This is a genomic window from Micromonospora sp. NPDC093244 (genome assembly GCF_040683695.1).
GTDB lineage: Bacteria > Actinomycetota > Actinomycetes > Mycobacteriales > Micromonosporaceae > Micromonospora.
In genome coordinates this window covers 1,850,459-1,868,711 of the sequence record NZ_JBFBEO010000001.1, presented here as the reverse complement: position 1 = coordinate 1,868,711, position 18,253 = coordinate 1,850,459, and the positions used below count along the sequence as shown (strand labels likewise).

Below are 18,253 nucleotides of genomic sequence, written 5' to 3'. Positions count from 1 at the left end.
CAACCCTCTTCCGTACACCTGTTTGATTGCTGCCTTGATATCAGCCCGCTGCGACAGCCGCCGCAGGGGGCTCAGCCGCCCAGTGCCCGCAGCGCCCGGTCCGCGTGGTCGTTCATGCTGACCTCGCTGTGGATCACCCCGATGATCCGCCGGTCGGTACCGATCACGAACGTCATCCGCTTCGTGCTCAGCGGCCCCAACGGCAGTCGCCGCTTGACGCCGAAGGCCTGCGCCACAGTCCCGTCCACGTCCGACAGCAGCGGGTAGTCGAAGCCGTGCAGCCGGGAGAACTCCGCCTGCTTCGCCACCGGGTCGCGGCTGATGCCCACCCGGGACGCGCCCAGCGCCGCGAACTCGGCGGCCAGATCCCGAAAGTGGCAGCTCTCCGCCGTGCAGCCACGGGTCATCGCCCCGGGATAGAAGAACAGCACCACCGGCCCGGTCGCCAGGAACTCCGACAGCCGCCGCGGCGTGCCCGTCTCATCCGGCAGCTCGAAGTCCTCCACCACGTCGCCGACACCCACACCCGCCACCGCGCACCTCCGTTGTCCGACCGATCGCGCGGTGAGCGTAAGCGATCACGCCCAGAGGGCCGTCACCTCGTCCGCCACCACCTCGGCCTGCGCCCGTCCGGCCCGCGCCGCGCCGGCCCGCCGGGCCGGGTCCAGCACGTTACGACCGATCGCGGTACGCGCCGCCGCGTCCGGCGTCACCACCACCACCTGCGCACCTGCCGTACGCAGCTCGTCCACCTGTGCCGACAGCCGTGGCATCGGCCCGAACGCCGCAGACGTCGGCGCGAGGACCAGCACCCGCTGCGCGCCCGCCGCCAGGTCCGCGTTCACCGTCGAGCGCATCCCACCGTCGACGAAGCGACGCGCCCCGATCGTCACCGGCGGCCACACACCGGGCACCGCGCAGCTCGCCCCCACCGCGTCCACCAGCGACACACCGTCCGCGCCGTCGAACACCACGAACTCGCCGGTGGCCGCGTCGACGGCCGTCACCAGCAGCCGCCGCGCCGGCCACTCCCGGTTGGGCAGGCGGGCCTCGATCACCGCCCGCCGGGACGCCTCGGACGGGGTACGCGCCGCCACCGCCATCGCCCCGATGCGGGCCCTGGACCGCGCCGCGTCCCGGGTACGCCCACCGGCCCACACCAGCCGCGCGAGCGCCACGAACCCCAGCCGCGCCGCCACCTCACCTGTCGGCGGCGCCAACTGCTCCTCGTACAACCGCTCCAGCGGCACTCCGGAGCGCACCTGCGCGCCCACCACCGAACCGGCCGACGTGCCCACCACCAGGTCCGCCTCGGTGACCGGCACACCCCGTTCGGCCAGTCCCGCAAGCACTCCCAGCTCCCACGCCACGCCGGTCACCCCGCCGCCGCCAAGCACCAACGCCCGCCGCATGTGACCCTCCTCTCGACGACTGGTCCGCGCCGGTCACGGTAGCGTCGGCCCGTCCCACCCGACAGCCCTGGAGGCACCATGGCACCCGTCACCGTCATCACCGGCGGGGGCCGGGGCATCGGCGCGGCCACCGCCCGCCGTCTCGCCCACGCCGGTCACCACATCGCCCTGTGCTACCGCCGCGACCATGCCGCCGCCGACGCCGTCCTGGCCGACCTGCGCGCCGCCGGTCGGCAGGCCATCGCGGTACGCGCCGACACCACCGACCCCGACCAGGTCGCCGAACTGTTCGACGCCGCCGCCCAGCTCGGCCCGCTCACCGGTCTGGTCAACAACGCGGGCGTCACCAGCCTCATCGGGCCCTTCACCGAACTGCGTGTCGAGGACCTGCGCCGGGTCGTCGACGTCAACCTCGTCGGCTACGTCCTCTGCGCCCAGCAGGCCGCCCGCCGGCTCGGCGACGGCGGGGCCATCGTCAACGTCTCCTCGGCCGCCGCGACGCTCGGCAGCCCGGGGGAGTACGTGCACTACGCCGCCGTGAAGGCCGCCACCGACACGCTCACCGTCGGGCTGTCCAAGGAACTCGCCCCGCGGGGCATCCGGGTCAACGCCGTCGCGCCAGGCATCGTGCGTACCGACATCCACGCCGACTCCGGCGTACCGGACCGCGCCGACAGCGCGGTCGGGCGGATCCCGCTGGGCCGCGCCGGCGAACCCGAGGAGATCGCCGCCGCCATCGCCTGGCTGCTCGGCCCGGACGCCTCGTACGCCACAGGCACGGTGCTGCGCGTATCCGGCGGCCTGTGAGCCGGGGCGCCGCGCGCCCCGGCTCACAGCGTCACTGGGTGAACAGCTTGGCCGCCGTGATCAGCGTCTGCACGATCCCGTAGCCCAGCAGCGCCGCCACCACCAACCAGGAAATCCACAACCGGGCCTGCTGCCCCTGTCGGCTGTCGTCGCTCATCGCGTGCCACTCCTCTCCGCCGCGTCGTCCTCGTGCGTGTCCTGCTGCTCCGATGGTTCGTGGTAACGCTGCGGCACGGGGCGCACCAGCAGGTTCGCCACGAAGCCCACGGCCAGGACGCCGACCATGGTGAACAGGGCCGGCCGGTACGCCGCCGCCGTCAACGTGCCCGGCTTACCCTGCGCGTCGAGGAACCCGTTGACGATCAGCGGCCCGGCGATCCCCGCCGCCGACCAGGCGGTCAGCAGCCGGCCGTGGATGGCACCCACCTGGTACGTGCCGAACAGGTCCCGCAGGTACGCCGGCACGGTCGCGAACCCGCCACCGTAGAACGACAGGATCACGCAGGCCAGCAGCACGAACAGCGCCGTCGCGGTCTGCCCGACCAGCGCCAGCAGCGCGTACAGCACCATGCCGACACCCAGGTACACCAGGTAGATCGGCTTGCGTCCGATCACGTCCGAGGTGGACGACCACACGAACCGGCCGGCCATGTTGAACAGCGACAGCAGTCCCACGAACCCGCCGGCCGCCGCCACCGACACCGCGGACGTGCCGTTGTCCCGGAAGAAGTCCTGGATCATCGGGCTGGCCTGTTCCAGAATGCCGATGCCCGCTGTCACGTTGCAGAACAGCACCACCCACAGCAGCCAGAACGAGCGGGTCTTGACCGCGTTCGCCGCCGACACGTTCGCCGTCGTGACCAGGGGCTTGGCCGCCACGCTCGCCGGATCGAACCCCTCCGGACGCCAGCCCTCGGCCGGCACCCGCACGTTCGCCACCCCAAACATCATGATCACGAAGTAGCCGAGGCCGAGCGTCACGAACAACCACACAAGCGCGCTACCCGACGCCGTGGAACCCGCGTTGGACGGGTCGTACGCCGGGTCGTAGAACGACAGCAGCTGCCGGGACAGGGGAGAGGCCACCATCGCCCCACCGCCGAAACCCATGATCGCCAGCCCGGTGGCCAGGCCCGGCCGGTCCGGGAACCACTTGATCAGCGTCGAGACGGGCGAGATGTAGCCGATGCCCAGGCCGATGCCGCCGAGCAGCCCGTAGCCCAGGTACAGCAGCCACAACTGCTTCGTGGCGATGCCCAGCGAGCCCACCAGGAAGCCCACCGCCCAGAAGCAGGCCGAGACGAACATGGCCTTGCGCGGCCCGTTCGCCTCCACCCAGGTCCCGGCGACCGCGGCCGACAGACCCAGCATCACGATCGCGATGCTGAAGATGACCCCGATGGCGGTCTGACTGGTGTCGAAGTGGGCGATGAGCGAATTCTTGTAGACGCTCGTCGCGTAGACCTGACCGATGCAGAGGTGGATGGCCAACGCCGCCGGAGGGATCAGCCAACGGCTGTAGCCGGGCGGCGCGACGGTGTGCCGACGGTCGAGTGCGGAAAGCATGCGCTGCTTCCTCTCCGAAGCGGGCGGGGGAACGTCCCCCTCACATGCCCACACCGCGCCGTGCCGGCAAACCTCACCGTCGCCGGACGGTCGAAACCGTGAGCTGAGCGGTCAGTCAGTCGTCCACCCACCGAACCGCTCATCCAGCCTGGCAGACGACACATCGGCACCGAGCTGCGCCGCCGCCTCCTCGCGCAGCGTGGCCAGGTGGGCCAGCAGGGCGGCCCGATCCTCGCGGTACGCGGCGAGCAGGACCAGCTTCGCCGCCGAGCACGGCCAGGCGATCCCGCACGCCCGACACCGCCAGGTCGGCCGGGTCGGCAGGTGCGCGGGCCGGCGGCGGGTCACCGAACCAACCCCGACGAGGTACGACGTGCCATCGGCGTCGTCAACCACTGCGCACCGGCCGGCATCAGGTACAACTCGCGGCGCGCGACGGCGTCACCCCTCGGGCCGAGCTGGTACGCGTCGATCCACAACCAACCGTGGTACGTGTGCCTGTCGCTCAGCGCCCGGATCACCCGCACCGTTATCGGCCGCGTGAACTGCGGGCTGGCCGCGCTTGTCAGGTACAGCAGGTCACCGCAGCACACCTCTCGTACGGCCACTGTGGCGGGCTTCGGCTTCTCGACGGGCACAGGTCTTTTCCCCTGGTTCGCGCGGGTGGGAAGGGGCCGCCCCGGGAGTGCTCGCCCACCGGGACGGCCCCGCTACGAACGCGTCCGCCGGGTTCGGTTCCCTGCCGGCCGCGCCGTCTACCTGCCACTCTCTCGGAGGGTTGCGGGACGCATACACTCCGTAGAAGCATTCCTCCGGGACGTTCGGGACGTCAGGGAGGAAACGGCGCAGTGAACCACGTACTCATCGCCGCGATGGCCGAGGCCGGCGAGACAGCCGAGAGCCTCGCGGGCCAGGTCGGAGTCGACCCGAAAACGGCCGCCCGCTGGGCCAACCCGGGACGCATTCCCCGCGCGAGACACCGCACCGACGTCGCCCGCCTGCTCGGTCGTGAGATCGGTGAACTGTGGCCGGACGTCCTGACCCGCCGAGAACCCGCCTGGTTCCGGCCCTGGGCCGACATCGAACGCCAGGCGGTGTCGCTGCGAACTTTCCAACTGGCGTGGATCCCCGGCCTCCTCCAGACCGAGGCGTACGCCCGGGCCACGCTCGCCGGCGAAGCGATGACCCCGGCGGAGGTGGACGACCTTGCCGTGGCGCGGATCAGCCGGCAGGCCGTGTTGCGCCGCGAGCGCCCGCCGCTGCTCATCGCGGTATTCGACGAGATGGTCCTGCGTCGCACGGCCGGCGAGGATCGGGCCATGATGGCCGAACAACTGGCGGTCCTCGCCGAGTGGGCAGCGATGCCAGCGATACGGGTCTACGTCGTTCCGTTGACTGCGGGTATGTACCCAGGACTCGGCGGCCCCTTCACCCTCGCCGAGCTGCCCGACGGCGGCCGCATCGCACACATCGACAGCCAGGCGCCTGCGTTGATCACGGAGCAGGCCATCGACGTTGGTACGCTCGAACGGCGGTGGGAGTGCGTTCGCGGCGAGGCGTTGTCCCGAACGCAGTCCCTGGGCCTGATCAAGGAAGCGGCGGCATCATGGACGTGACGGGTGCGCAGTGGCGTAAGAGCACGAAGAGCGGCAACAACGGCGGCGACTGCGTGGAGGTCGCCGACAACCTGCCGGGCGTCGTCCTCGTTCGTGACACGAAGGATCGCGACGGCGGGACGCTGAGGTTCGACACCGCCGGGTGGCAGGGCTTCGTCCGTTTCGCCAAGGCCCTCGGCACAGCCTGACGGCCTCGGGGCTGACGCAAACCGCATCGTCCGCGACGCACCGATACGCGTCCGAGGACCATCGAGCGGGCTTCACAGTCAGAGGCTTCTCCGCGGTTGTCGAGGAGCCGGCAGTCTTCGGGCGACTGCCTGCTCGAACCGTTCCCAGGTGGCCTGGGTGAACGGGTGGACCCCGTCGAGGATCAGGTCGGCGACGTACCGCGCTTCGTCGCGTGTCCGGGCCGCCTCGGCTGGCGTGATCCATTCGCTGCTGACGGCGTCGTCGAGTTCGTCGTCGTCGGCGAAGCCGACGGTCCGGCCGTGCCGGCTGAGCCGGGGGCGAGGATCGGTGCCGCAAGGCATGTCGTCGTCCGGCAGGTGCCAGAGGTCCAGTTCGAGATCGACGAAGCTCCACACGTCCCCGCTTCGCGTCACGGGGCGCGACAAGTCGATGGTGATCGCAGTCGAGGGTGAGTGCTTCCAGGTGGCGACCCACCCGCCCCGGTGTGGTGCGAAGTAGAGGGCTGGACAGCCCGGTTCCTCCGGGACTCCGGAGAAGCACGTGGCCTCGCGGCCGTCGGCCCACCGACCCGTGTAGGAGGTGCGTTCGGGATGGAACAGCCAGGACCCGACCTCGTCGTCACCGAGGTGGTAGGTGAGCCAACTGCCCTCATTGCCGTTGAGCTTCCGCTTCACGAGCTTCAGGACGCGGGGCATCGCCCGAGATTAGACCACCACGTCGTGGACCTCGCGCTGTCGACTGGCGTCTGCCGTCCTAGCTGGCCGTCTGCGCCCGCCAGGTCCAGTTGCGTCGCTCGTACAGCGGGGTGAGGCCCAGCCGGCGCATGTTGTCCAGTGACGGGTTGGACGTACCCGGCTCGGGTCGTCCCGTCTCGCCGGTGACCCACCGGCAGCCGGCGTCCGCAGCGGCCCGCACCCGGGCGGCCAGCAGGCCCGACTGCGCACCCCGACCCCGATGCGTGGGCGCTGTCGCGCCGGTGTTGAGCGAGGCCGCCGCGCCGTTCAGGAACAGATTGGCGGCGGCCACCATCTGCGTACCGTCCCAGGCGGCGAACGGACGGAATCCGGGGTCCCGCACGCTCGCGGTGAGCATCGGCGCCAGGTGTTCCTCGGGCATCCCGAAGCAGCGCAGCACCAGCGACGCCCACTCAGGCACCAGGTCGTCCGGGACCGGGCCGACCCGCAGGTCCGTGTGGCCGGGCGTCAGCGTGCTGATCTCGCCCGCCAGTTTCACCCAGGTGCCCGCGCCTGTGATGTTCTCCCGGGCGCAGATCTCGTCCCAGTCCGCCGGCAGCCGTTCGGGGGCGATCTGGATGACGGCGGACGGTGTGCCCTCGGCGCGGTAGACGTCGCACACCCGGGCGATCAGCGCACCGGTGACGGGTTCGGCGATGCCGAACCCGAGCGCCTTGCTCCAGTAGCCGGTCGGGTCGTGCCGCATGGACAGCACCACCCCGCCACCCAGGCGGGTGGTGTGGATGCCGAGCGCGTCGCGGACGTGCGCCGGCGCTCCCGACTCGTACCGGATCATGAACTCGGCCTCGGTCAGCTCGGCGAGCGCGCGTACCGTGTCGTCAACTGTCATTCGGCACAGCCTGCCACCGCGCCGCCCGGCGCAGGCGTTGCCGGCGCCGTGAGCGGCGTCACTACCGCAGGTCCGGGGTGTGCCAGCCGCCGGCGAGGGCGTCGGCGTCCGCCGGACCCCAGGTGCCCTTGTCGTACGGCTGCACCTCGGTCGCCAGGTCCAGGATCGGCCCGACGATCCGCCACTCCTGTTCGATCGTCTCCTCGCGCGCGAACCGCAGGTGCTGCCCGTCCATGGCGTCGTCGAGGAGCCGCTCGTACGCCTCCTGACGGCGACCGAACGCGGCGCCGAAGTCGACCGACAGGTCCACCGGCCGGCTGGTCACCTCGGCGCCCGGGCTCTTGGCCTGGATGGACATGGTGATGCCGTCGCCGCGACCGAGCCGGAACCGCAGCAGGTTCGCGGGCGCGCCGGCACCGCCCTCGGCGCGGATGAGCGAGCGTTGGGGCTGCTTGAACTCGACCACCACCTCGGTCGCCGTCCCCGGCAGGGACTTGCCGGTGCGCAGGTAGAACGGCACACCCGCCCAGCGGGGAGAGTCGACGGTCAACCGGGTGGCCACGAACGTCTCGGTGTACGAGTCCGGTGCGACACCCGGCTCGTCGCGGTACCCCACGTACTGCCCCCGTACGGTGCTCCGCGGTGACAGCGGCGCGATCTGCCGCAGGACCGCGACCTCCGCCTCGCGGAAGGCGTCGGTGTCGTCGGCGCTCGGGGCGTCCATCGCGATGAGGGCGACGACCTGAAGGATGTGGTTCTGCAACACGTCGCGGGTGGCGCCCACCGTGTCGTAGAAGCCGGCGCGGCCCTGGGTGCCGAACCCCTCGGCGAGGGTGACCTGGATGTTGTCGATGTGGTCGCTGTTCCACAGCGGCTCGAACAGCCGGTTGGCGAACCGGAAGGCGTAGAGGCCCTCGACGGCCTCCTTGCCGAGGTAGTGGTCGATGCGGAACACGCGCTGCGGGTCGAACGCGGCCCGCAGCGTGCGGTCCAGCTCGCGGGAGGACGCGAGGTCACGTCCGAAGGGCTTCTCCACGATGACCCGGCCCCGGTCGGCCAGGCCGGCCGCTGCCAGGCCCTCGACGACGGCGCCGAACACCGCAGGCGGGATCGCCAGGTAGAAGATCGGTCGCCGCGCGTCCTTCAGGCGCTGCGCGAGCCGCAGGTACGTGCCCAGGTCGGCGTAGTCGCCGGAGATCATCGACAGCTGGCGCGCCAGGGCGTCGAACGCCTCGTCGTCGACCTCGTCGTTGGCTTCGGTGACCGACTTGCGGGCGGTGGTGACCAGTTGCTGGTCGTCCCAGGGGGAGCGGGCCACGCCGATCACCGGAACGTCGAGGCGACTGCGCCTGCTCAACTCGTACAGCGCCGGGAACAGCTTCTTCGAGACGAGGTCTCCCGTGACGCCGAACAGCACTACCGCGTCTGAGCGCATGGCACTTCCATCCGATCATGTAACTCTGATCTTCCAGTCGGTGAACCGTGCGACCACCTCACGAATTCCCCTTCGCCGGTCGCGGTGAGGACGACGACAACAGCTCCCGTGCCGACAGGAACGATTAGGAGTGTTTACAGTGCGGGCGAGCCCCGGGTAGCGTGGGAATCGGATCGATGATTACCGATCACGACGAACGCCTGGAGGTACCCGTGCGTCGCCGACACACCACCACGCGGCTGCTGGCCATCGCCGCGCTCGCGCTGCCCCTCACCCTCCCCGCGGGCCCCGCCGCCGCCACACAACACACCCCGGCCCGGCACCTCACCGACGTGATCCCCGCGCCCGTCGACACCCGCCCCGACGCCCGCGCCGCGTTCCGGATCACCCCACGGACCGTCATCCGCACCGCACCCGGCTCCGCCGCCGCCCGCCAGGTCGGCAACCACCTCGCCGAGACCCTGCGCCCCGCCACCGGCTACCCGCTGCCCGTCCTGCCGGTCCGCTCCACCCCACTGCCCGAGATCGCCCTCGTCCTCGGGGGAGCGGACCACCGCGTCGGCCAGGAGGGCTACCAACTCGACGTCACCCGCCAGGGCGTCACGATCCGGGCCACCACCCCCGCCGGGCTGTTCGCCGGCACCCAGACACTGCGCCAGCTCCTGCCCGCCGACATCGAGGCGCCCGACCGGCGACACGCCACCTGGACCATCCCCGGCGGACGGATCGTCGACTACCCGCGCTTCGCCTACCGGGGCGCCATGCTCGACCTCGCCCGGCACTTCCACACCGTCGACGAGATCACCGCGTACGTGGACCTCATCAGCCAGTACAAAATCAACTACCTGCACCTGCACCTGACCGACGACCAGGGCTGGCGTATCCAGATCGACTCCTGGCCCCGCCTCACCACCGTCGGCGGCGGGCCCGGCACCGGAGTCGACGGCGTCGGCCCCGGATACCTCACCAAAGCCGACTACCAGGCAGTCGTCGCGTACGCCGCCGCCCGGCACGTCACCATCGTCCCCGAGATCGACATGCCCGGGCACACCAACGCCGCCCAGTCGACCTACCCCGAACTCAACTGCGACGGCGTCGCACCGCCCCCACGCACCGACATCGCCGTCGGCTACAGCTCCCTGTGCATCAACGACGAGCTCACCTACCGCTTCGTCGAGGACGTCATCCGCGAACTCGCCGCCATCACACCCGGCCCGTACCTGCACATCGGCGGCGACGAAGCCCACGCCACCACCGACGAGGACTACCGCACCTTCATGAACCGGGTGCTGCCCCTGGTCAGCAAGTACGGCAAACGCGCCTCCGGCTGGAACGAGATCACGCAGGCCGACCCGCCCGCCGACGCCGTCGCCCAGTTCTGGGGAACCGGCACCACCAACGCCGACCTCGTCGACGCCGTCACCCGCGGCACCAAAGTCGTCATGTCCCCGGCCAACAAGTCCTACCTGGACATGAAGTACGACGCCAACACACCCCTGGGCCTGCGCTGGGCCGGCCTCATCGAGGTGTCCGACGCGTACGGCTGGGACCCGGCGACCCGCGTCACAGGCGTCGGCGAGAGCGCCGTCCTCGGCGTCGAGGCGCCCCTGTGGTCCGAGACCCTGCGAACCCTCGACGACATCGAGTACATGGCCTTCCCCCGCCTGCCGGCGATCGCCGAACTCGGCTGGTCGACCACCACCAGCCACGACTGGGAGTCGTTCCGGACCCGGCTGGGGGAGCAGGCGCCCCGCTGGCGCCTGCAACAGGTCAACTTCTACCCGTCCCCCCAGGTGCCCTGGATCTGAACCGCTCCCCGGAGCGCCGGTCGAACCCGGCCGGCGCCCCGGCGGCGGTCAACGACCGCAGGTGCTGTCCAGCGCCTTGAGGGTCGGGTCCAGATCCGGCGCCTCCACCTCGGTGGCCTTCGGGCCGGTGAGCCGCTTCTCGACAGCGGTGGCGAGATTCTCCAACGCCGTACGCAGCTGCGGATCCACCGCCGTCGGCGCCTCCTTGCGCAGGTCCTGCGCCAGCGCCGTGTAGTGGCCGCGCACCTTCTCGCCCTGCTCCTTGGCGCTGACCGGCTTGTCGATCGCGGCGATCGCGTCGTCCGCCATCGCCACGAAGTGCTTCTTCACCACCGCAAGGGTCGTCTCACAGACCTGCTTGCTGTTCGCCGCGACATCCACCGTCGGACTGGCCGCCACGGCCGCCGACGGATCGGCACTGCCCGCGTCGTCCTTCGGCGCCGGGTCGCAACCCGCGACCAGGCCCGCCAGCACGACACAAGCCAGGACGGTACGCACGGACTTACCCATCATGGTGTTTCCCCCGTTGTGACAAGCGGTCCCCGCTGGAACCGGAACGCACCACTGTAGAGATCACGCGGCGATGACGCAGTCCCGTTCCGCCGCCCACTAGGATCCGCGGATGGACCTGGCAGCCGAGACCACAGGCACCGGACCGGCGATCGTCTGCCTGCCCATGATCAGCACCACCCGCGCCGCCACGGCGGCCGCCTTCGCTCCCGCCCTCGCCGGCGCGGGACTGCGCGAGACGTACCTGGACCTGCCCGGGTACGGCGACTCACCCGCGCACTGCCGACCCACCTCCCAGGCCGTGCTCGACACAGTCGTCGCCTGGCTCGACCGGCACCTCGACGCGCCGGCCCTGCTGGCCGGCGCGTCCTACGGCGCGTACCTCGCCGCCGGCATCGCACGCCAACGCCCCGACCTGGTCCGCGGCCTGCTCCTCGTGTGCCCCGGCGTCACCATCGCACCGGCCAGCCGCGCCCTGCCCGAGCATCGCCCACCGGCAGGGCCCGCCGGCTGGCTCGACGCCGCCCCCACCGACCTGCGCGCGCACCTCGACACCGCGCTGGGTCACCGCACCCCCGCCGTCGTCGCGACCGTCCTCGCCGCCCTCACCGCCGGTGGTTCCGGCGACGAGGCCTTCCAGCAGGCGCTGCGCACCGGCACCGGGTACGCGCTCGCCGACGAGAACGCCGACACCGTCTTCGACCGGCCGGTAAGCGTGCTCACCGGCCGGCAGGACGGCATCGTCGGCTACGCCGACCAGTTCCACGCCATGCGCCGCTACCCGCACGGCACCTTCAGCGTGTTCGACGAGGCCGGCCACTACCTGCCCTACGAGCAGCCCGCCCTGCTGCGCGCCCACACCCGCCACTGGCTGCGCCGCACCCGCGACTGACCGCGCGGCCCTGACTTTTGTCATGAGTACCCGTGCGCCCCGCATCGAAGGTGATGACTAAGCGCACTGTGGCGCGCCCCGCCCTGTCCACGAGACTCGACACAACGCCGGAACAACAGCCGGCACGGGTTCGGGACGGGAGGCGGGACGGTGGACGAGCGCTACGACAGCTACTGCGCCGCGGATCGACTGTTCTACGACTCGCTCGGCAGCGCCGTCGCCCAACCCGTCTTCCCGGCCGCCGACCGTCCGGTCCCGACCGGCTGGCGGCGAGAGCCGCTCGACGACTGGTTGATCTACGGCCCGGACGGCGGCTCACTGCCGCAGCAGGGCTGGAAGATCCACGTGTCGGCGGGCCTGGCGAACGCCGAGCGGGTGCTCGACGCGGTCTGGGAATACTGCGTCCCCCGAGGCCTGTCCTTCAAGTTCCTGCGCGGGCCCCGGACGCTGCTGCTGCGCAACTCCAAGTACGCCGCCCGGGCCGCCAGCGGCAAGTTCATCACCGTCTACCCCCGCGACGACGCCGAACTGGAGCTGACCTGCAAGGAGCTCGACGAGCTGCTCGCCGGCGAGCCCGGCCCGTACATCCTCAGCGACCTGCGCTACGGCGCCGGCCCGGTGCACGTGCGCTACGGCGGATTCGCCGCCCGCTACTGCCACTCCGGGGACGGCCAGGTGGTCCCCGCGATCGAGGACGACACAGGTGCGCTGGTGCCCGACCGCCGCGATCCGGTCTTTCACGTGCCGTCCTGGATCACCCTGCCGGACTTCCTCGACCCGCACCTGGCCGCCCGCAACGACACCAGCACCAACCAGGTGCCGTACCGCATCGAGCGGGTGATCCACTTCTCCAACGGCGGCGGGCTGTACGTGGGACGTGACCTGCGAAGCGACACCGAGGTGGTCCTCAAGGAAGCGCGCCCGCACGCCGGCCTGGACGCCGACGGCGTCGACGCCGTCGCCCGACTGGCCCGCGAGGCGGCCGCACTGCGGCAACTCGCCGACCTGCCGCAGGTGCCACGCGTGCACGACGAGTTCACCCTCGGCGAGCACCGGTTCCTCGCCCTCGAGTTCATCCAGGGCCGGCCCCTGAACAAGGTGCTCGTCGACAGGTACCCGCTCATCGACGCCGACGCGACGCCCGACGACCGGGCGGCGTACGCCCGCTGGGCCCGGCACGTCCACGAGCAGGTCGAGTCCCTCATCGCGGCCATCCACGAGCGCGGACTCGTCTACGGCGACCTGCACCTGTTCAACATCATGATCCGCCCGGACGACCAGGTCGCCCTCGTCGACTTCGAGGTCGCCGCCCCGATCACCGGACACCGCCGACCCGGACTGCGCAACCAGGGCTTCGCGGCCCCCCGCGACCGGAGCGGACCGGCGGTCGACCGGTACGCCCTGGCGTGCCTGCGGCTGGCGCTGTTCCTACCCCTGACTCAGCTGGTCCGACTCGCCCCGACGAAGGCGGCGGACCTGGCCGACATCATCGCCGCGAACTTCCCGGTCCCGCGATCCTTCCTGGACCCGGCGGTCCAGGAGATCACCGGCGCACCCCCAGACGCCACCGACCCCCACCCCGACCTCGGCGCGCACGACTGGCCCGCCCAGCGCGACCGCCTCACCAGGGCGATCATCGCCAGCGCCACAGCAGAACGCGACGACCGGCTCTTCCCCGGCGACATCGAACAGTTCCGCAGCGGCGGCCTCAACCTCGCCCACGGAGCCGCCGGCGTGCTGTACGCCCTCGCCACCAGCGGCGCGGGCCGCTGGCCCGAGCACGAACAGTGGCTCGCACGGCGGGCGACCACACCACCGTCCGGCACCCGCTGCGGCTTCTACGACGGACTGCACGGCGTGGCGTACACCCTGGAACACCTCGGACGCCGACAGGACGCGCTGGACGTGCTCGACATCTGCCTCCGCGAACCGCTGGACGGGCTCGACCACAGCCTGGCCAGCGGGCTGTCCGGAATCGCCCTGAACCTCGCCGAGCTGGCCGCCCGCACCGGGGAGCAATCGCTGCGCGACGCCGCCTGGCGCGCCGCCGAACGGGTCATCGACCGGCTGGCCGACGACCCCGGCCCCGACATCAGCGGCGGACGCCACCCGTACGCCGGGCTGCTGCGCGGCCGGACCGGCCCGGCGCTGATGCTGCTCCGCCTCTACGAACTCACAGGCGACGACGACCTGCTGGGGCACGCCGCCACAGCCCTGCGCCAGGACCTGCGCCGCTGCGTGCTGCGCCCCGACGGCGCACTGGAGGTCAACGAGGGCTGGCGGACGATGCCCTACCTGGCCCACGGCAGCGCCGGCATCGGGCTGGTCCTCGACCAGTACCTGCGCCACCGCGCCGACGACCGGCTCGCCGAGACGAGCGCGCAGATCCGCCGCGCCGCACGCTCACCCTTCTACGCGCAGTCCGGACTCTTCACCGGCCGGGCCGGCATCATCGCCTACCTCGCCGCCTCGACACACGACGCCGACCGCCGGGAACTCGACGCACAACTGCGACGGCTGTCCTGGCACGCGCTGCCCTACCGCGACGGCACCGCCTTCCCGGGTGAGCAGCTGCTGCGCCTGTCCATGGACCTCGGCACCGGCACCGCCGGCGTGCTGTACGCGCTGGCCTGCGCCCGGCCCGACGAACCACGGACGCTGCCGTTCCTCGCGCCCCTGGCGGACGCACAGAGACTCCCTCGCGACAGCGAGGGCGACGCACTCCACGAACGAAAGGAAGGGAGGTGAACGACATGGCGCTTCTGGACCTCCAGGGCCTGGAGATGGCTCCGGCCGACCGCACGGGTGGCGGTAGCCGGGCGAGCCTGCTGCTCTGCGGCGACAGCTCGCTCTCCGTCACGACCTGCAACTGATCCATTCGCACGTGGAGCCCTGGGCGGGTAGACGTACCCGCCCAGGGCCACCCGCGCAGCACCGGGAGGACCCATGCCGACGTTCGCCGCGGGGGACCGGCTGCTCCGGCGGACGGTCCTGGCGGGCGGCGGCTGGACCGCGACGCTCGCCGTGGTCGCGCTCCTCGGAGCGACCGCCGAACTCCTGCTACCCGCAGCCCTCGGCCGCGCCGTCGACGCCGCCCTCACCACCGGCCCCAGCTGGTGGATGGTGTCCGCCTGCGCCCTGGTCGTCGTCCTCATCTGCGTCGACACCATCACCGACCTGGCCACCGGATTCGGCGCCGCACGCGCCACCGCCGGACTGCGCCGGCACCTGCTGCGCCACCTGTTCGCGCTGGACGTCCGCGCCACCCGCCGCCACCCGGTGGGTGACCTCGTGGGCCGGCTGGTCAGCCAGACGGCCGACGCGGGACAGGCCGGCAACGCCGTCGTACTGGCCACGGTCGCCGTGCTCCCACCACTGGGCAGCGTCGTCGCCCTCACCATCATCGAACCGGTCCTCGGCCTCACCCTGCTCGCGGGCCTCACCCTGCTCGCCGTCCTCATGCGGGCCTTCGTCTCCGACGCCTCGACCGTCACCGCCAGCTACCAGCAGGCGCTGGGCACCATCGCCGGCCGACTGCTGGAATCACTGACCGGCGCGAAGACCATCGCCGCCGCCGCCACCACCCACCGCGAACAGGAACGGGTGCTGGCCGCCCTGCCCGAACTCGCGGCGCACGGCCGACGCGGTTGGGACCTGCTGGCCCGGGCCAACGCACGCACCTCCGCCGTGGCGCCGCTGCTGCACCTGAGCGTCGTCGCCGTCGGCGGGTACGCCCTGACCACCGGCTGGCTGACGCCGGGACAACTCATCGCCGCGGTCCGCTACGCGGCGATGGGCGCCGGACTCGGCGGCGTACTCGCCACACTGAACCACCTGGTCCGCAGCCGCGCCGGCGCGAACCGCGTCGCCGAACTGCTGGCCCAGCCCACCGCGCCCGCCGGCCACCGACCCCTGCCACCCGGCGGCGGCGCGCTGCGACTGCGCGGGGTGAGCGTGCACACCGACGACGGCCGACCCATCCTCGACCGGATCGACCTGGACGTACCGGCCGGCGCCACAGTGGCCGTCGTCGGGACGTCCGGCTCCGGCAAGTCGACCCTGGCCGCCGTGGCGGGACGGCTGCACGATCCCGACGCCGGCGACGTACGACTCGACGGCGTACCCCTGCGGCACCTCGACCGCACGGCGCTGCGCCGGGCCGTCGGCTACGCCTTCGACCGGCCCGTGCTGATCGGCGCGACCATCCACGACGCGATCGGCATGGCCATGCCGGCCGGATCGGCGGCACCACCGACCCACCCCACACCGGCGACACCGGCTGTCCTCGACGCCGCCCGCACGGCAGCCGTCGCCGACGTCGTCGAACGACTACCTCACGGCTACCGCACCCCGCTGGCGAGCACACCCCTGTCCGGAGGCGAAACCCAACGCCTCGGCCTGGCCCGCGCCTTCGCCGCCGAACGACTGCTCATCCTGGACGACGCCACCTCCAACCTGGACACCGCCACCGAACACCGCATTACCCGGGCGGTGACCGCACGGGCCGGCGAACGCACCCGCCTGGTGATCACCCACCGGGCCGCCACCGCCGCCGCGGCCGACCTGGTCGCCTGGCTCGACGGCGGTCGACTGCGCGCCCTCGCACCACACGAACGCCTCTGGACCGACCCGGACTACCGGGCGGTCTTCCAACCCGCCAACGGTGAACCATGACCCGTCCCGGCGTACGCCGAGTCACCTGGCGGGCGGCGCGGGCCCGCCGCCGCGAGCTGACCCGGCTCTGCGGCTGGTCGCTCGTCGAGTCACTGCCCGCGCTGCTCTCCGGCTACCTGATCGCCCACGCCGTCGACGACGGATTCCTGGCCGGACACCCCCTCACCGGCCTGACCTGGCTGGGCGCCCTCGCCGTAGCCGTGCTGCTCGGCGCCACGGCCACCGGCCGGACGTACCGGAGCCTCGGCGCCGTGGTCGAGCCGTTCCGCGACGACCTGGCGACACGCGTCGTGCGGGGCGCGCTGCACGACGCCACCCGCACCGGCGGCCACCCCGACAGCGCCACCGTGACCCGGCTGACCCACCAGGTGGAGATCGTTCGCGACACCTTCGCCGGCCTGCTGATGGTGACCCGCGGCTTCCTCTTCTCCGCCGGCGCGGCCCTGCTCGGCCTCCTCGCCCTGGCCCCGACGGTGGCGGCGCTCGCCGCCGCGCCGATGCTCGTCGGCCTGGCCGTCTTCATCGCCGCCCTGCCGGCGATGGTCGCCCACCAGCGCGCGTACGTCCGGGCCGGCGAACACCTCGGCCAGGCGGCGGCGACCGCCTTGGCAGGGCACCGCGACGTGCTGGCCTGCGGCGCCCAGGCACGCGTCACCGGCGACGTGCAACGCCGGGTGTCCGCGCAGGCAGCCACCGAACGCACCCTCGCCCGGATGGCCGCGATCCGCAGCCTCAGCCTCGGCATCGGCGGCTGGCTGCCACTTGTGGTACTGCTGGCCGCCACACCCTGGCTGGTCGAGCGCGGCCTGACCGCCGGCGCGGTGCTCGGCGCGCTGATCTACGTCTCCACCGGCCTGCAACCGGCCCTGCACACCCTCGTGCAGGGCATCGGCGGCGGGGGACTGCGCTACGTCGTGACCCTGGAGAACATCCTGCGCACCTACCCGGACACCGCCCCCGCGCCCGCCCCGCGCCCGCCCCGCCCACCGACCCACCAGACCGGCCCCGCACCGGCCATCGAGGCCCGAGGACTGACCTTCCGCTACGGACCACGCTCCCGACCCGTCTTGGAGAACTTGTCCCTCACCCTCGCCGACGGGGAACACCTCGCCGTGGTGGGCCCGAGCGGCGCGGGCAAATCCACACTGGCCGCCCTGATCGCCGGCCTCACACCACCCGAGGCCGGCACCGTCCACCTCGCCGGCGAGCCCGTCGCCCACGCCGCACCCGCCGCCCTGGCCCGGATGCGCGTCCTCGTACCCCAGGAGGCCTACATCTTCACCGGGCACCTCGCCGACAACCTCCGCTACCTCCGACCCGACGCCGACGACAGCACCCTGGAAACCGCACTCGACGCGCTCGGCGCCCGCCCCCTGGCCACCCGCCTGGGCGGCCTCGCCGCCCCGATCACCCCGACCCAGCTCTCCAGCGGCGAACGGCAACTCATCGCCGCCGTCCGGGCCTGGCTCGCCCCCGCCCCACTGGTGATCCTCGACGAGGCCACCTGCCACCTGGACCCGGCACTGGAAGCAACAGTCGAGGACGCCTTCGCCCACCGACCCGGCAGCCTCGTCGTGATCGCCCACCGCATCAGCTCCGCGATCCGCGCCCAACGCCTGCTGGTCCTCGACGGCGACGAACCCGCCACGGGGACCCACGAGCAACTGCTGAGCCGCTCGACCACCTACCGACTGCTCGTCGGCTGCTGGGACGAACCCGCGATGGCACCCCCCGCACCGCGAGCCTGAACCACCCCACCG

19 protein-coding genes are annotated in these 18,253 nt (G+C 72.1%); 9 read left to right on the top strand and 10 right to left on the bottom strand.

Annotation, left to right across the window (positions count from 1 at the left end; translation table 11 throughout):
• Positions 1-71: 71 nt before the first annotated feature.
• On the bottom strand, positions 72-533 hold the full coding sequence (locus AB0N27_RS08295) for a peroxiredoxin (protein WP_364365039.1): 462 nt from the start codon (positions 531-533) through the stop codon (positions 72-74).
• A gap of 45 nt (positions 534-578) precedes the next feature.
• Positions 579-1,412 carry a patatin-like phospholipase family protein gene (locus AB0N27_RS08290; RefSeq protein WP_364365036.1) on the bottom strand — a complete coding sequence of 278 codons (834 nt, stop codon included), beginning with the start codon at positions 1,410-1,412 and terminating at the stop codon, positions 579-581.
• Between the two features lie 78 nt (positions 1,413-1,490).
• Here AB0N27_RS08290 and AB0N27_RS08285 point away from each other — a divergent pair, with 78 nt between their 5' ends.
• Complete coding sequence (locus tag AB0N27_RS08285; RefSeq protein WP_364365033.1) at positions 1,491-2,219, top strand: SDR family oxidoreductase; 729 nt, start codon at positions 1,491-1,493, stop codon at positions 2,217-2,219.
• A gap of 31 nt (positions 2,220-2,250) precedes the next feature.
• On the opposite strand, the gene AB0N27_RS08280 is transcribed toward AB0N27_RS08285, so the two are convergent.
• From AB0N27_RS08280 to AB0N27_RS08265, 4 genes are all read right to left on the bottom strand, one after another.
• Positions 2,251-2,376, bottom strand: coding sequence for a hypothetical protein (locus AB0N27_RS08280; RefSeq protein WP_364365030.1), 126 nt, complete (start codon positions 2,374-2,376; stop codon positions 2,251-2,253).
• Positions 2,373-3,785: an OFA family MFS transporter gene (locus AB0N27_RS08275; protein WP_364365027.1), complete on the bottom strand. Its 1,413-nt coding sequence runs from the start codon at positions 3,783-3,785 to the stop codon at positions 2,373-2,375. The genes AB0N27_RS08280 and AB0N27_RS08275 overlap by 4 nt, the downstream gene beginning before the upstream one ends.
• Positions 3,786-3,896: 111 nt before the next feature.
• Positions 3,897-4,133, bottom strand: a complete 237-nt coding sequence (locus AB0N27_RS08270; RefSeq protein WP_364365024.1) for a flavin reductase — start codon at positions 4,131-4,133, stop codon at positions 3,897-3,899.
• Entirely contained in the window at positions 4,130-4,423 is a 294-nt protein-coding gene (locus AB0N27_RS08265) for a hypothetical protein (RefSeq protein ID WP_364365021.1), read from the bottom strand. The genes AB0N27_RS08270 and AB0N27_RS08265 overlap by 4 nt, the downstream gene beginning before the upstream one ends.
• A gap of 210 nt (positions 4,424-4,633) precedes the next feature.
• On the opposite strand from AB0N27_RS08265, the gene AB0N27_RS08260 reads away from it, so the two are divergent.
• Complete coding sequence (locus AB0N27_RS08260) at positions 4,634-5,401, top strand: DUF5753 domain-containing protein (RefSeq protein ID WP_364365018.1); 768 nt, start codon at positions 4,634-4,636, stop codon at positions 5,399-5,401.
• Positions 5,398-5,589, top strand: a complete 192-nt coding sequence (locus tag AB0N27_RS08255; protein WP_364366139.1) for a DUF397 domain-containing protein — start codon at positions 5,398-5,400, stop codon at positions 5,587-5,589. Before AB0N27_RS08260 ends, AB0N27_RS08255 begins: the two co-directional genes overlap by 4 nt.
• A 78-nt stretch (positions 5,590-5,667) precedes the next feature.
• Here the strand turns inward: AB0N27_RS08255 and AB0N27_RS08250 are convergent, their stop codons facing one another.
• The 3 genes from AB0N27_RS08250 to zwf form a co-directional block, all read right to left on the bottom strand.
• Positions 5,668-6,285, bottom strand: coding sequence for a hypothetical protein (locus AB0N27_RS08250; RefSeq protein ID WP_364365016.1), 618 nt, complete (start codon positions 6,283-6,285; stop codon positions 5,668-5,670).
• 58 nt (positions 6,286-6,343) lie between these two features.
• Entirely contained in the window at positions 6,344-7,174 is an 831-nt protein-coding gene (locus AB0N27_RS08245) for a hypothetical protein (RefSeq protein ID WP_364365013.1), read from the bottom strand.
• 61 nt (positions 7,175-7,235) lie between these two features.
• Complete coding sequence (gene zwf / locus AB0N27_RS08240) at positions 7,236-8,609, bottom strand: glucose-6-phosphate dehydrogenase (RefSeq protein ID WP_364365010.1); 1,374 nt, start codon at positions 8,607-8,609, stop codon at positions 7,236-7,238.
• A 176-nt stretch (positions 8,610-8,785) separates the two neighbouring features.
• Between zwf and AB0N27_RS08235 the strand changes: the two genes are divergently transcribed.
• Entirely contained in the window at positions 8,786-10,417 is a 1,632-nt protein-coding gene (locus AB0N27_RS08235) for a beta-N-acetylhexosaminidase (protein WP_364365007.1), read from the top strand.
• A gap of 48 nt (positions 10,418-10,465) precedes the next feature.
• Here the strand turns inward: AB0N27_RS08235 and AB0N27_RS08230 are convergent, their stop codons facing one another.
• On the bottom strand, positions 10,466-10,915 hold the full coding sequence (locus AB0N27_RS08230) for a hypothetical protein (protein ID WP_364365004.1): 450 nt from the start codon (positions 10,913-10,915) through the stop codon (positions 10,466-10,468).
• Between the two features lie 124 nt (positions 10,916-11,039).
• On the opposite strand from AB0N27_RS08230, the gene AB0N27_RS08225 reads away from it, so the two are divergent.
• The 5 genes from AB0N27_RS08225 (at position 11,040) to AB0N27_RS08205 (ending at position 18,241) form a co-directional block, all read left to right on the top strand.
• Positions 11,040-11,819, top strand: a complete 780-nt coding sequence (locus AB0N27_RS08225) for an alpha/beta hydrolase (RefSeq protein ID WP_364365001.1) — start codon at positions 11,040-11,042, stop codon at positions 11,817-11,819.
• A 150-nt stretch (positions 11,820-11,969) separates the two neighbouring features.
• Positions 11,970-14,567, top strand: a complete 2,598-nt coding sequence (gene lanKC, locus AB0N27_RS08220; RefSeq protein ID WP_364364998.1) for a class III lanthionine synthetase LanKC — start codon at positions 11,970-11,972, stop codon at positions 14,565-14,567.
• A 5-nt stretch (positions 14,568-14,572) separates the two neighbouring features.
• Positions 14,573-14,692, top strand: a complete 120-nt coding sequence (locus tag AB0N27_RS08215; protein WP_013734295.1) for a SapB/AmfS family lanthipeptide — start codon at positions 14,573-14,575, stop codon at positions 14,690-14,692.
• A 73-nt stretch (positions 14,693-14,765) separates the two neighbouring features.
• A complete protein-coding gene (locus tag AB0N27_RS08210) occupies positions 14,766-16,493 on the top strand; it encodes an ABC transporter ATP-binding protein (RefSeq protein ID WP_364364994.1) in 1,728 nt (575 codons plus the stop codon).
• The gene (locus AB0N27_RS08205; protein ID WP_364364992.1) at positions 16,490-18,241 is read left to right on the top strand and encodes an ABC transporter ATP-binding protein; all 1,752 of its coding nucleotides are present in this window, start codon (positions 16,490-16,492) and stop codon (positions 18,239-18,241) included. Before AB0N27_RS08210 ends, AB0N27_RS08205 begins: the two co-directional genes overlap by 4 nt.
• Positions 18,242-18,253 lie beyond the last annotated feature (12 nt).

Excerpts from the sequence above, each read along its gene's own strand:
- AB0N27_RS08210 (WP_364364994.1), top strand. The coding sequence starts at position 14,766 with ATGCCGACGTTCGCCGCGGGGGACCGGCTGCTCCGGCGGACGGTCCTG.
- zwf (WP_364365010.1), bottom strand. The coding sequence starts at position 8,609 with ATGCGCTCAGACGCGGTAGTGCTGTTCGGCGTCACGGGAGACCTCGTC.
- AB0N27_RS08290 (WP_364365036.1), bottom strand. The coding sequence starts at position 1,412 with ATGCGGCGGGCGTTGGTGCTTGGCGGCGGCGGGGTGACCGGCGTGGCG.
- AB0N27_RS08215 (WP_013734295.1), top strand. The coding sequence starts at position 14,573 with ATGGCGCTTCTGGACCTCCAGGGCCTGGAGATGGCTCCGGCCGACCGC.
- AB0N27_RS08245 (WP_364365013.1), bottom strand. The coding sequence starts at position 7,174 with ATGACAGTTGACGACACGGTACGCGCGCTCGCCGAGCTGACCGAGGCC.
- AB0N27_RS08250 (WP_364365016.1), bottom strand. The coding sequence starts at position 6,285 with ATGCCCCGCGTCCTGAAGCTCGTGAAGCGGAAGCTCAACGGCAATGAG.
- AB0N27_RS08225 (WP_364365001.1), top strand. The coding sequence starts at position 11,040 with ATGGACCTGGCAGCCGAGACCACAGGCACCGGACCGGCGATCGTCTGC.
- AB0N27_RS08275 (WP_364365027.1), bottom strand. The coding sequence starts at position 3,785 with ATGCTTTCCGCACTCGACCGTCGGCACACCGTCGCGCCGCCCGGCTAC.
- AB0N27_RS08205 (WP_364364992.1), top strand. The coding sequence starts at position 16,490 with ATGACCCGTCCCGGCGTACGCCGAGTCACCTGGCGGGCGGCGCGGGCC.
- AB0N27_RS08285 (WP_364365033.1), top strand. The coding sequence starts at position 1,491 with ATGGCACCCGTCACCGTCATCACCGGCGGGGGCCGGGGCATCGGCGCG.
- AB0N27_RS08235 (WP_364365007.1), top strand. The coding sequence starts at position 8,786 with ATGATTACCGATCACGACGAACGCCTGGAGGTACCCGTGCGTCGCCGA.
- AB0N27_RS08280 (WP_364365030.1), bottom strand. The coding sequence starts at position 2,376 with ATGAGCGACGACAGCCGACAGGGGCAGCAGGCCCGGTTGTGGATTTCC.